The 13,527-nt window shown below is 39.5% G+C and carries 9 protein-coding genes; 5 read left to right on the forward strand and 4 right to left on the reverse strand.

Annotated features, from left to right (window positions below; all coding sequences use genetic code 11):
* From ppdK to VXK47_RS06375, 3 genes are read right to left on the reverse strand one after another with little or no spacing between them, the layout of a single operon-like run.
* On the reverse strand, positions 1-2,739 hold the full coding sequence (ppdK, locus tag VXK47_RS06365; RefSeq protein WP_435547934.1) for a pyruvate, phosphate dikinase: 2,739 nt from the start codon (positions 2,737-2,739) through the stop codon (positions 1-3).
* A gap of 14 nt (positions 2,740-2,753) precedes the next feature.
* Complete coding sequence (locus tag VXK47_RS06370) at positions 2,754-3,068, reverse strand: zinc ribbon domain-containing protein (protein WP_435547935.1); 315 nt, start codon at positions 3,066-3,068, stop codon at positions 2,754-2,756.
* A 2-nt stretch (positions 3,069-3,070) separates the two neighbouring features.
* Positions 3,071-3,619: a pyruvate kinase alpha/beta domain-containing protein gene (locus tag VXK47_RS06375; protein WP_435547936.1), complete on the reverse strand. Its 549-nt coding sequence runs from the start codon at positions 3,617-3,619 to the stop codon at positions 3,071-3,073.
* 260 nt (positions 3,620-3,879) lie between these two features.
* Here VXK47_RS06375 and VXK47_RS06380 point away from each other — a divergent pair, with 260 nt between their 5' ends.
* Entirely contained in the window at positions 3,880-4,737 is an 858-nt protein-coding gene (locus tag VXK47_RS06380) for an amidohydrolase family protein (RefSeq protein ID WP_435547937.1), read from the forward strand.
* 59 nt (positions 4,738-4,796) lie between these two features.
* Here the strand turns inward: VXK47_RS06380 and VXK47_RS06385 are convergent, their stop codons facing one another.
* Positions 4,797-5,795 carry an electron transfer flavoprotein subunit alpha/FixB family protein gene (locus VXK47_RS06385; RefSeq protein WP_435547938.1) on the reverse strand — a complete coding sequence of 333 codons (999 nt, stop codon included), beginning with the start codon at positions 5,793-5,795 and terminating at the stop codon, positions 4,797-4,799.
* Positions 5,796-6,424: 629 nt separating this feature from the next.
* On the opposite strand from VXK47_RS06385, the gene VXK47_RS06390 reads away from it, so the two are divergent.
* The 4 genes from VXK47_RS06390 (at position 6,425) to VXK47_RS06405 (ending at position 13,444) form a co-directional block, all read left to right on the forward strand.
* Complete coding sequence (locus tag VXK47_RS06390; protein WP_435547939.1) at positions 6,425-7,351, forward strand: M23 family metallopeptidase; 927 nt, start codon at positions 6,425-6,427, stop codon at positions 7,349-7,351.
* Positions 7,352-7,905: 554 nt separating this feature from the next.
* Complete coding sequence (secA, locus tag VXK47_RS06395; protein WP_435547940.1) at positions 7,906-10,431, forward strand: preprotein translocase subunit SecA; 2,526 nt, start codon at positions 7,906-7,908, stop codon at positions 10,429-10,431.
* A gap of 189 nt (positions 10,432-10,620) precedes the next feature.
* Positions 10,621-11,088, forward strand: coding sequence for a DUF4410 domain-containing protein (locus VXK47_RS06400; protein ID WP_435547941.1), 468 nt, complete (start codon positions 10,621-10,623; stop codon positions 11,086-11,088).
* A 517-nt stretch (positions 11,089-11,605) separates the two neighbouring features.
* A complete protein-coding gene (locus VXK47_RS06405; RefSeq protein ID WP_435547942.1) occupies positions 11,606-13,444 on the forward strand; it encodes a hypothetical protein in 1,839 nt (612 codons plus the stop codon).
* The last annotated feature ends 83 nt before the right edge of the window (positions 13,445-13,527 follow it).

Below are 13,527 nucleotides of genomic sequence, written 5' to 3' on the forward strand. Positions count from 1 at the left end.
CTATTTATCTTTTTTCTTTTCAAGAAGAGCTGCGTGGGCGGCGGCAAGCCTTGCGACCGGAACCCTGAAAGGCGAACATGAAACATAGGTAAGCCCGAGTTCATGGCAGATCATAATGGATTTCGGATCTCCTCCGTGCTCGCCGCAAATACCGCATTCCATATCCGGTTTCACTGAACGCCCTTTCTTTATTGCAATTCTCATCAGCTCGCCAACTCCATCCCTGTCGATGGTGGCAAAAGGATTGTCCGGCAAAATACCGGAGCCAAGGTATTCAACTAAAAATCCTGATTCGGCGTCGTCTCTTGAAATGCCGTAAGTTGTCTGTGTTAAATCGTTTGTTCCGAAAGAAAAGAAAGATGCATATTCTGCGATATGATCGGCGGTAAGAGCTGCGCGCGGAAGCTCAATCATGGTTCCGAACTGGTATTCAATCTGCATATCCTGTTCTTCCATAACCGTAATAGCCTCAGCTTCCAGCGTTGCACGCTGCACCTTGAGCTCATTAACATGGCTTGTTAGAGGTATCATAACCTTAGGATGAACCTTAACACCCTCCTTGGTTACAATGCATGCTGCTTCGAAAATCGCCCTGACCTGCATTTTAGTTAGATCGGGAATACGGATTCCAAGACGAACTCCTCTCATTCCAAGCATTGGATTATACTCATGCAGACTCTCCACCCGTTTAAGAATATTTTCCTTTGTTCTGATTTTCTGGAGAAGCTCATTGATTTCATCAAGGTTTGCAGCTTTCTGTATCCTGATTTTCAGATCCGAAAGATCACGCATCAGCTCAATATTATTAGGTAAAAATTCATGCAAAGGCGGATCAAGCAATCTTAATATAACCGGAAGATCATCCATGATTCGAAACAGATCGGCAAAATCATCCCGCTGAAAAGGCAGTATTGCATATATGGCCTCACGCCTTTCAATCGATAAATCAGTCATAATCATTTTCTGAATATAAGGAAGGCGTTCGGATTCAAAGAACATATGCTCGGAACGGCAAAGCCCTATACCTTGAGCTCCGTAGTCACGGGCTCTTTTTGCATCACGGGGGTAATCGGCATTCGCCCAGACCTGAAGCCGTCTGAATTCATCCGCCCATGAAAGAAGCTTTATCAGCCAGGGATCTTTTATATCCGGAATGGTTGTAGCTAATTTATCAATATAAACTTCTCCGCTTGTTCCATCAATCGATATCCAGTCACCTTCATGAATTATGGTATTTTTAACAGTCATCCGCCGTCTGGTGAGATCTACCGTAAGAGAAGACACACCGACAACGGCAGGCTTTCCAAACTGGCGCGCAACAAGCGCGGCGTGACTTGTTCTCCCTCCGCGGGTGGTCAGAATGCCCTTTGCAGCAAGCATTCCGTGAACATCATCAGGCCGGGTTTCGGGGCGAACCATTATAACCTCTTTACCTTCTTCTCTTGCCCATGTTTCAGCACGATCTGCATCAAAGGCCACAACACCCACAGCTGCGCCAGGAGAAACATTAAGTCCGGTCGCCAGTAATCGGCCTTCTGCTTTGGCAGCTTCAATTGTTTTACGGTCAAACTGGGGATGGAGAAAGAAATCCACCTGCTCGGGACTTACTCTGAGAACCGCTTCTTCGCGTGTGATAAGACCTTCTTCGGCCATGTCAACTGCGATACGCACTGAAGCCTGGGCGGTTCGTTTTCCGTCTCTTGTCTGAAGCATCCAGAGTTTGCTTTTTTCAATGGTAAATTCCACATCCTGCATATCGCGGTAGTGTTTTTCAAGCTGTGCGGCCACTTTTGCAAATTCATCGTAAGCAGCCGGCATTTCCACTTTTAATTCCGAGAGATCTTTGGTGAGGCGAATTCCTGCTACGACATCTTCTCCCTGAGCATTTACAAGATAATCTCCTTCAAGCTTGTTTTCTCCGGTTGAACCATTACGGGTCATGGCAACACCGGTTGCGCTGTCATTTCCCATATTGCCGAAAACCATAGCCATAATAGTAACTGCTGTTCCAAGATCGTTTGCGATACCGGCTGCATTGCGGTAATCAATGGCGCGTTTTCCGTTCCAGCTTTTGAAAACTGCTTCTGTCGCAAGACTCAATTGTTCATAAACATCGGTGGGGAATTCTCTTTTTGCATGCCGTCGGAAGATCTCTTTAAATTCTCCGGTTACTTTTTTCCAAACATCTGCGGAAAGTTCAGCATCGGTTTTAACTTTTGAAACTGTGCGTGCACGGGTAATAATGTCTTCGAATTTTTCATCAGGGATTCCCATTACGACGCTTCCAAACATTTGTACAAACCGGCGATATGAGTCATATACAAAACGCTCATCACCTATTTGTTTGGCAAAACCTTTTGCAGTTTCATCATTTAGACCGATGTTTAATACGGTATCCATCATTCCGGGCATTGAAAATTTTGCACCCGACCGGCAGGAAACAAATAAAGGATTGTGGGTGTCCCCAAATATTTTCCCCGTTGCATTTTCTATCTCCTTGAGAGCCTCTTTTTCCTGCTTCCACATATCATCAGGGAAAGCCCCGCCTTCTTCCAGGTACGCGTTACATGCTTCGGTTGTTACCGTAAAACCGGGTGGAACAGGAACGCCTATGCGTATCATTTCAGCAACATTTGCACCTTTTCCTCCGAGCAATCCGCGAACATCTTCCCAGTTTCCTCCGACATATTCTTCGGCAAGGTCAAGTTTATCAAACATGTAAACCCATTTTTTAGACATAATAATCTCCTCAGTTATTTTTTCGGCTTTCCGCAGTATGGGCAAAATATGAAATCTGAGTGTAATTTTTTGCCACAATTGTTGCATGTTACAATTTTATCATATAGAAAGGAGTCGTTTTCGGATCCGAACTCCTTTATTTCCTGCTCACATTTTTCACACATTAAAAATTCTTCGCCTTTTTTCACACGAAACAGCGGAATAAAAAACAGAGTGAAATAATGGTCAATGCGTCTGTAGTATGCTCTTGCCAGACCGCATACGGGGCATAATTTCTTGTGTTCATCTGCTACTATGGTTTTCGGAGATATCCCGGCTATAAAAAACATTGCTAAAATGTTCTTGGTTTGCAGATAATTTCACGAATCCGCATGTTGAATAAATCAGATTGATTAGCAGGTGTTAATACAAGCGCCGAATCAGCTCCTTTGCTTGTTCCGCCTATGGCAATTACATCGCTTCCTGACAGTGCACCTGCATCGGCAGCCATGATCGAAACTTCAACAGCCACTTTTACACCCTGACCGAACAGCCTCAATGTTTCGGCAATCAGCAGGGTGGGATAAAGACCGCTGAACTTTTTTGCAATAGATCTCTCAACTCCTGACAGCGCATGCGTTGCCGAGATAACAACGGCTCCTCTTTCTTCAAGATGTTTTTTTGCAGAATCAGGCATAACACGTTTAAAAGGTTCCAGAAATCCGCTGTGAGATGTAACCACGACAACTTTAAATCCCTCAAAAATCTCAAGAGCCTTTTTTGCGGTTTCTCCTTTAGATGAAGCAACGACAACCTCTTTTATTCCCAGAGCGTTTCCGCGTTCAAAGGCAAGATTAAGAGTATTGTCAGTATTTATTTTACCCGGTTTATCAAAATACATATTGACCTCCTTTGTCACATATTGTTGAATATATATATATGATTAGTTTATTCAGTCAATATCAAAAGTGAGTCCTTTCACATAACTCTTTCTTCGGTCGGATTAATTTGTATTGGTCAGGGATCGGGGTCAGGGTTCAGGCGAAAGATTCACGGGAAAGATAGCTGATAAGTTTATGAATTGGTAATAAAAATGAATGCGGACAGCAAACCTTGCTGTGTGATTTTCGCTGTCCTGTATTCTATGAAGGAGTCTTAAAGGTGGTTATTGATTTTCATGCACATATATTTCCGGTAAAGATTTCAGGAAACAGAGAAAAATATTTTCAATCGGAACCTGCTTTTAAACTTTTGTATGATTCCCCGAAATCCAGGCTGGTTGGTGCTGAAACACTTATTGAAGCAATGGATAAAAACGGGGTTGATAAGACTGTTGTTTTTGGCTTTCCCTGGAAAAATGATGAAGTTTTTACATTAAATAATGATTATATAGTTGAATCGGTTCTAAAATATCCTGATCGTCTGATCGGGTTTGCCTGTTTTGATCCATTTAATATTAAGGCTGAAAAGGAGGCCGAAAGATGCTTGACAGACGGTCTTTGCGGAATCGGCGAGCTTGCTTTTTACGAATCGGGAATTGATGAAAAAACTTTGCAACAGTTAAGTCCTGTTATGGATATCTGCAGAACAAGAAATGTACCTGTATTAATCCATACAAATGAGCCAGTAGGGCATAAATACCCCGGCAAAACTCCAAATACTCTTTTACAGATATACAATCTTATAAAAAAATTCCCGGATAATAAAATAGTACTTGCCCACTGGGGAGGAGGGATATTTTTCTTTAATCTTTTGAAAAAAGAAGTAAAAGAAGCAATGAAAAACGTATATTTCGATACCGCAGCATCGCCCTTTCTTTACGACTCCCGGATTTACCTCAAGGCAAAAGAACTTGCCGGCATTGATAAAATTTTGTTTGGAAGTGATTATCCTCTGATAAACCCCTCAAGATATTTTTCAGAGCTTGAAATCTCAGGTCTTGAAAAAGAAGATACCGAGAAAATCTGCGGATTAAATGCCGAAAAGCTTCTTTTTGGGCAGCCTGATATTTATACCTGAATACAATAGCTTAAGTATAAGGTATATCCTGCCTGATGATTATAAAAGGCTTTTTGCTGCTATGACGCAGTCAATTCCCGGAGTTTTTCAGTAAAGCCCGGCAGGACTTCTTTCCAGTCTCCTACAACACCGTATCGGGATACTCTGAATATATTTGCTGCGGGATCATTGTTAATAGCAACTATGTTCTTTGAACCTATGCATCCGGCCAGATGCTGGGATGAGCCTGATATTCCAATGGCTATATAAATATTTGGAGCTACAATCTTTCCGGTAAGCCCTACCTTTGATGTTGCAGGCACCCAGCCGTTATCTGAGGCAGGTCGTGAGCCGCCAACAGCTCCGTTCAATATTCCTGCAAGTTCTTTCAAATGTTTGAAGTTTTCCTTGCTGCCTATACCCCTGCCGCCGCTGACAACAACAGGGGCGCTCTCCAATCTTATTCCTTCAGTTTCTTCCTTTATTTTTTCAACTACTTTTATTCTGATCAACGCAGGATCAATATCAACCTTAACAGGAATAATCTCTCCCTTCCTGCTGTCATCTCTTTCAAGAGGCTCGATTGATTTTTGTCTTAAGGTTGCTATAAGCTGTGAATTCAGAGAAGCAAATACAGCATGGATTTTGCCGCCATAAACAGGATGAACGGCAAGAAACGATTCGGTTTCTTTATTAAAATTAATCTTAATACAATCTGTAATCAGATCAAATCCAAGTTTAAATGCCATGCGGGGTGCAATGTCTGCTCCTATTGAGGTCTGACCTAAAATTATGCACCTTGGTGCAGTTTGTCTGGTTATTTGATCAAGGGCAATACAATACACATCCGGATTATAGTCTTTAAGCAGAGGATGTTCTGCCACAAAAACGGTATCCGCACCAAATGCAACGGCTTCTTTTGGCGTTTCGTTCAGGCCTTCGCCAAAAAGAATGCAATTGACTTTCTCGTTAAATACTTCAGCTAACTTTCGGGCACAGGCAAGCATTTCCTTTGTTGCAGGCATTAATTTATCTTCGAAAACCCCATCGAAAACAGTTATTCCGGCAAATGCAGTCATTGTTACCTCCATGGTTAATAATACTGTGATTTACAAATATGCAGCAACCCCTCATCCGGATGTGAAAATTAAGATTTCCCAAAAGATATTAGTTTCCTTTGGTTGAAATATTATATTTTATAATACCTTAGGATATCTGAATATTGCAAAGTGATCCTGATAAAATATTTTAAATTATAACAAGCAGTATGCCAGGAAATTTGTTTTAATGAAAAAATTCATTCTGATATCAGGGAATAAAAACATATAAAGTGCAAACAAAAAATAAAAAAAAGGATTAAAGATTAAACCACAAAATGCAGATAAAAGATAATAAAACTATAATTTTGTTTGGAACTTGCATCAAAAGTAAAATATCAAATCGTCTATAGTCATGATTGGAATAGCAGCTTTTTTCAGGTGCATATGCAGATGATTCCGATCTGGATAGGATTTAAGGAAGCTATAAATAACTTGACAGGTTTTTGACGTTATGATAAAAAACATACGTTGTTAAGTAAATTCTGCTGGTTATGTAGCAATGTAGTTGATTTCTAAGTCAACTGCACCTGCTTAAACAATAAAAAAAACTATTTATATCCCGGCTATCAAGTTACTGACACAATCATTAATATAAGGGTTTGTTTGGTATGAAAAAAAAAGAAATTTCCTTATTATTATTAAATAATGCTGGTTCAACGATAAAACATATAACCGCTTCCGGTAAGTTAGTCCGTTCCGCTTGCTTTATTCTTGTATTATTAACAAGTTTAATGGGTTATTTGATTTACGATTACATCACGTTAAAGAAAGCTTCCTTTGATAATACCTATCTTCAGGACAAGGTTTCAGTACAGGAAGATGAATTGCTTAACCAGCGTAAACAGATACAGTTTTTTGCCAATGAGATTAAAAGCATTAAATCAACACTTACCGACTTGCATAATTTTGAAAAAAAAATAAGAGCGGCGGCCAAAATTAAAAATAAAAAAAACAAACGCTTTTTTGGTATCGGTGGTTCTAACCCTGATGCCATAGATACAACAATAGCTCTTACTGAAAGGCATAACAGCCTGATGCGGGAAATGCATGATCAAGTCGCAGGTATTAATTTTGCTGCAAACAGACAAAAAGAAGGTTTCAAATCGATATTATCTTTTTTTGAGGAACAACGGAATCTGCTTGCCATATCTCCTTCAATTCGCCCGGCATTCGGCAGCATAACATCTACATTCGGTTATCGTACCTCACCCTTTACAGGTTCAAGGGAATTTCACAAAGGGGTTGATATTGCTGCTCCTGAAGGTACACCTATTGTTGCAACAGCTAACGGTATCGTATCTGAAACCGGTTATATCGGTGGGTTAGGCAATGCAATAGTGATTAATCATGGTCATGGAATACTAACCTACTATGGGCATACTAGCAAGGTATTGAAGAGTCCGGGCAGTTTTGTAAAAAGAGGCGAAATTATTGCCCGTATCGGCAACACCGGGCGAAGCACAGGTCCTCATGTCCATTATGAAGTTCACCTTAATGGTGTTCCTGTTAATCCAAGTAATTATTTATTAAACTGATATAGTTTACTATATTCTTCATTCCCACTTGATGAGTTTAAAATGGCCCATTTGTAATGATGTCATATCTTTTTTTCACCAAATTCCTGTTGTGTCGTTATTTGTTCTTATATTTCAAGCGGATTATTTTAAATTATGCCCATCCGAAAGCCTAAGCTGTCTTATAAATTTCAAAAAAATCAATGCTGCTTTATCTGGTATAAGAAATGTGAATTGCTCTATTTTGTTTAAAGTCTTTAAAGAAATAAATTGATAATCTGTCCACAGCGCTGTATTAAAAGGCAGTTTTCAAGATTCCTGCCAACAGAATAAAATCTGCTGTTGCTAAGGCAGATTTTTATTAATAAAAACGAACTATAACAAAAACAAATTTTAACCGCATTCCGAAAATTTGGGAATTTAATTAATAAAACATGATATGAAATATGTCAGAGGCTTAAGATATAATAGGTAATATGAACTGAGTTTTTAATAGAAAAAATAAATTACGGATCACTAACTTAGTGAGAGCAAATCAAATTGTTGACATGGCTTTTTAAGCTCAAGGAAATATAATGATGGGCAGTTTACTGACAAAAATATTCGGCAGCAAGAACGAGCGGGAAATAAAAAAGATAAAACCGATTGTAGAAACTATAAATTCTCTGGAACCTAAAGTCCATTCCCTAAGTGACGATGATTTGAAAGCGCACACAGCACTTTTCAAGGAGCGAATCGCACGGGGTGAAAGCCTTGATGAAATACTTCCGGAGGCTTTTGCAGTGATCAGGGAAGCTTCTCTTCGCACCCTGCATATGAGACACTTTGATGTTCAGTTAATTGGAGGAATTGTACTCCATAGAGGCAAAATAGCTGAAATGAAAACCGGTGAAGGAAAGACCCTTGCCTCAACTTTGCCGGCATATCTGAATGCTTTGACCGGCAAAGGGGTTCATGTTGTTACTGTAAACGATTATCTTGCAAAACGTGATACGGAATGGATGGGAAGTATCTATAAATTTCTTAACATTTCAGTTGGTACAATTTTACACGGTTTATCGGATTATGAACGTAAAACTGCTTATTATTCTGATATTACATACGGCACAAATAATGAGTTTGGGTTTGACTATCTTAGAGACAATATGAAGTACGATAGTGAATCCCTTGTCCAGCCCGGGTTAAACTATGCGATAGTAGATGAGGTGGACAGTATATTAATTGATGAAGCAAGAACTCCGCTTATTATTTCAGGCCCTGCTGAAAAATCAACCGATTTGTATTACATGGTTAATGTAATAATTCCTGGCCTTAAACAAGAAAAAGATTATTCAATTGATGAGAAGGCCAGGACAGTAGTCTTGACTGAAGAAGGTGTTGCAAAAGCCGAAAATTTGCTGAAAGTAACTAATATTTATGATGCCAAACATATAGAACTATTACATCACGTCAATCAGGCATTGAAAGCTCATACGCTGTTCAAGCTTGATGTTGATTATATTGTAAAAGATGGTGAGGTTATAATAGTTGATGAATTTACGGGCCGCTTGATGCCGGGACGGCGATACAGTGATGGTCTGCACCAGGCGCTTGAGGCAAAAGAGAACGTAAAGATAGAAAATGAAAACCAGACCTTAGCCACTATTACATTCCAAAACTACTTCAGAATGTATAATAAGCTTGCAGGTATGACCGGAACAGCAGATACCGAAGCCGCTGAATTCAAGAAAATCTATAATCTTGATGTGGCTGTTATTCCAACAAATATGCAAATGATAAGAAAAGATAATCCGGATGTTATCTATAAGACAAAAAAAGAGAAATTTGAAGCGGCTCTGGATGAAATTGCCGAACTTAATAAAAAAGGACAGCCTGTTCTTGTAGGTACGGTTTCAATTGATGTATCGGAAAGTCTTAGTACTAAGCTTAAAAAAAGAGGAATTAAACATACAGTATTAAATGCTAAAAACCATGAAAAAGAAGCAGAAATTATTTCTATGGCAGGTCAGAAAGGAGCTGTAACCATTTCTACAAACATGGCTGGACGCGGAACTGATATTGTTTTGGGGGAGGGTGTGACCGAGCTTGGAGGACTTCATGTGCTGGGGACTGAAAGGCATGAAAGCAGGCGTATAGATAATCAGCTTCGCGGACGTTCAGGCAGGCAGGGTGATCCCGGATCTTCCCGATTTTTCCTTGCTCTTGAAGACGATCTGCTCAGAATCTTTGGAGGTGAACGCATTACCGGCATAATGGAAAAACTGGGTATGCAGGAAGGAGAACCTATAGAACATAGCCTTATAAGCAGGGCAATTGAAAATGCCCAGGCAAAGGTTGAAGGTCATAATTTTGATATAAGAAAGCAGCTTCTTGAATATGACGATGTAATGAACCAGCAAAGAGAGGTTATATATAAACAAAGGCGTGAGGCACTCAATGATAAAAGTCTTAAACCATCCATTGAAAGTATGATACGTGAAAAAGTCGACGAAATTGCGGTTTCATTTGCAGACGAAAAAGTGTCTCCTGAAGAATGGGATATAAAGGGGCTTTCAGAAGCGGTTTATATACAGTTTAATTTCAGGATGAATAATATAAGTGCTGAAACCCTTGAGGAATTAGATAAAGAAGAACTTGCTCAGATGATATATGATGAAGCTATGTCAATTTACAACCAGAAAGAGGCGCTGGTAGGAAATGAAAACTTCAGGCATCTCGAACAAATGGTTATGTTACAGACAGTGGATAGTATGTGGAAGGATCATCTTCTTTCAATGGACCATCTAAAAGAAGGAATCGGGCTAAGAGGTTATGCTCAGCAAAATCCGCTCATTGTATATAAAAAAGAGGGGTTTGAATTGTTTCAGGATATGATATCCAGGGTTAAAGATGAAATTGTCAGCATATTATTCAGGATTCAGATATCTGAGCCTGAGAAAATTGAAGATATCAATAAACCAAAGGAACAGAATCTCATATTTTCCGGCGGGGATGAGAGTGTTGTGAAGAAGCCGGTAAAACGAGACGATAAAAAAATAGGTAGAAATGATCCTTGTTTTTGTGGGAGTGGGAAAAAATTTAAAAAATGCTGCGGTAAATAAGCCATATAAAATATATAACTATAATAGCTAGTTAAAATAATAAATTCTAACTGAGCGCCATTTATTTATGTTTTTTTAATCAAGGAGAAATTGCTTGTGAAAAAGTTAATGTTGGCCAGTATCCTAATTTGTTTAGCCCTTGTTGCAGGGTGCCATTCGAGATCACAAACCCCGAAAACGGACAAATATATGCAGAAAGACAATAGGGCTGAAACTGATATTCAGGCTGAAGCTGCTACAGGGAATAAAAATCATAAAATATCTGTTTTAATGGATATAGGTGATGATAATTTGTCTCAAGCTCAAATTGATCAGAGGCAGCAGTTGAATAAATGGATGGGAAATGATCTTGTAGGAATGTTAAATAAAGCAGGCTATGGAGCAAACCTTATAGAAAATCGCAGTCAGTATAAATCTGGCACCTATCTCCTCAAAGTGACTATCGTCAAATATAATGCCGGCAGTAAAGCTGCCCGAATAGTCGTCGGATTTGGTGCCGGAGCCGTTTCTCTTGATACCCGTTATGAACTTTTCGCTCCATCGGGTAATCTTGTTTTATCAGATGAGCATGGAGTTGGCTCAAGTATTGAGTGGACATCCTGCGCCAGAAAATTAAACAAGCAGACTCTTAAGGCAGTGACTGCCAAGCTGAAATGAGAAATAACTTTGATGTGATGATAATAAGTCAATAAATGCCTATTTGTGCATCGGAAAACAACCCGCTCTCTGCCAATGTTTAATTATATTATTATACAGATTGATAATATATACATTATATATTTATGTAGTGCGTTGTATATATAATAAACAAAGTTAAATATATATATATTGATTTTTAAGTGATAACGAATTAAATTAATTCCGGAGTTGGTTTGGGCAAAGTTAATAAACTGTAGTAACTAAACATGAACTCCGGCCCAATAAGCTCCCTTGATTAGTTAGCCGATAACTGATATTCGGCTTATATCTGTTAATATTTCACAAAACATTTATGACGATCTTCACTGACAACAATGCTTGAAATAATTTATAAGTAGTACAAACAAAAACATTAAAAGAAATTAAAGATTATACTAGAAAATGCAGATAAAAGATAAATAACTGAAGTAAGCGGTTATCGAATTTGAAATGCTTTTATCTTGATAAAAGGCGAAAATGTTTAGGGGGGTGAATTATGAATAATATCCAAAAAATCCTGTCCGTAGCAATAACCGGGCTTTTGTTAAATTCAACTTTATCATATGCCGGTTCGGATATAAAAGGTGCAGTTATAAATACCTCAAATACGAAGAACAAGGTTAATGTTGCTTTAGGTTCTGATAACAAGGCGAATCTTGATTCAGTTGCATTAAAGAACAGCGGCGTTACGGGTGCGGTAATAAATACTCCTGCAGGAAAAACTTCCGTAAACGTTGCGCTTGGAAGCAACAACAAGGCAAACTTAAGTTCGGTCAACATGGAAGGAAGTAGCGTGAAGGGTGCCGTTGTTAATACGTCTGCTGGACAGACCAGCACCAATGTTGCTTTAGGGAGTTCAAATGCTGCAAATCTTGGCGTTACAAATATGAAAGGAAGCGACGTTAAAGGAGCTGTGATTAATACGGCGGCAGGCCAGGTGCTGACAAATGTTGCTTTAGGAAAAGACAATAAAGCCAGCCTTGGTGCAACCAATTTGGAAGGAACAAGCGTAAAGGGAGCAGTTGTAAATACGGCAGCAGGCCAGGTTTTGACAAACGTAGCTCTTGGAGCCGGAAACAAAGCTGATCTTGGCGCTGTTAATATGAATTCAAGCAGTATGAAAGGGGCTATTGTAAACACTACGATGGGGCAAGCAGTTACCAATGTTGCTTTAGGAAAAGATAACAAAGCCAGTCTTGGTGCTGTTAACATGGAATCAAGCAACATGAAAGGAGCTATTGTAAACACTACGATGGGTCAGGCAGTTACCAATGTTGCCCTTGGTGCTGGGAACAAAGCCAGCCTTGGAGCGGCCGAACTTAAAAATAGTGATGTTAAGGGTGCAATAGTAAATACTGCTGTCGGGGCTGCCTTAACCAATGTTGCTATCGGTAAAGATAATAAGGCGGGACTTGCTTCAGCGAATATTGAAGGCAGCAATGTAAAAGGCAATATTATAAACACCGCAGCAGGTGGGGCGGTAACCAACGTTGCGATAGGGCAGGGAAATAAAGCGAATCTGTCATCCGTTGATATGAAAAACAGTACTATGCAAGGAAATATCATAAACACCGTAGCAGGCGGGGCTGTTACAAATGTTGTTATAGGGAAAAACAGTAAGGCCAATCTTGCCGGAGTGAGTATGGAAGGTAGCAGCGTAAAAGGCAATATTGTAAACACAGCAGCAGGCGGAGCTGTTACAAACGTTGCTATAGGCAGTAATACCAAAGCAAATCTGTCATCTGTTGATATGAAAAACAGTAGTATGCAAGGCAATATTGTAAACACAGCAGCAGGCGGAGCCGTTACGAATGTTGCTTTAGGCAGTAATACCAAGGCAAACCTTTCTTCAGTTAGTATGGAAAATAGTAATATGAAGGGAAATATTACAAATACGACTGTTGGAGGTGTGGTAACAAATGTTGCTCTGGGCAGTAACTCAAAGGCAAACCTTGGTTCAGTAGATATGAGAAACAGCACTATGCGTGGAAACATTTCAAACCGGGTAGCAGGAGGAGTAATGACAAACGTTGCTGTAGGAAGCAACACCAAGGCAAATCTTGGTTCTGTTGTCCTTGAAAACAGCAGTGTGAGTGGAAATATTTCAAACAGGGTCAGCGGAGGTGCTATAACCAATGCGGCAGTCGGATCAGGAAGTGAAGCAAATTCAGGGTCTGTTATTGTAAAAAACCGCAGCATAGGTGGCGCCAGCAACAATTCAGGAACAGGGCTTGTTATTAATGATGTCAGAGTTCCTTTTGGTGGAATGGGCGTTCATAATACTAATGTTGCTGTTGGTGGAACTTCAAATAAAAATTCAGTTGTCTATAAATAGTATAATTCGATAAAAGGTAAAATTGGGGGGTCTTTCTTTACAAATAAATAATATTATGATTTATGCTTTATCTGTGCATAGAA

It is taken from the genome of Desulfobacterium sp. N47 (assembly GCF_051233685.1).
Lineage (GTDB): Bacteria > Desulfobacterota > Desulfobacteria > Desulfobacterales > RPRI01 > RPRI01.

Bases quoted from the DNA above. Each gene is read 5' to 3' on its own strand.
- ppdK (WP_435547934.1), bottom strand. From the start codon at position 2,739: ATGTCTAAAAAATGGGTTTACATGTTTGATAAACTTGACCTTGCCGAA.
- VXK47_RS06370 (WP_435547935.1), bottom strand. From the start codon at position 3,068: ATGTTTTTTATAGCCGGGATATCTCCGAAAACCATAGTAGCAGATGAA.
- VXK47_RS06375 (WP_435547936.1), bottom strand. From the start codon at position 3,619: ATGTATTTTGATAAACCGGGTAAAATAAATACTGACAATACTCTTAAT.
- VXK47_RS06385 (WP_435547938.1), bottom strand. From the start codon at position 5,795: ATGACTGCATTTGCCGGAATAACTGTTTTCGATGGGGTTTTCGAAGAT.
- VXK47_RS06390 (WP_435547939.1), top strand. From the start codon at position 6,425: ATGAAAAAAAAAGAAATTTCCTTATTATTATTAAATAATGCTGGTTCA.
- secA (WP_435547940.1), top strand. From the start codon at position 7,906: ATGATGGGCAGTTTACTGACAAAAATATTCGGCAGCAAGAACGAGCGG.
- VXK47_RS06400 (WP_435547941.1), top strand. From the start codon at position 10,621: ATGCAGAAAGACAATAGGGCTGAAACTGATATTCAGGCTGAAGCTGCT.
- VXK47_RS06405 (WP_435547942.1), top strand. From the start codon at position 11,606: ATGAATAATATCCAAAAAATCCTGTCCGTAGCAATAACCGGGCTTTTG.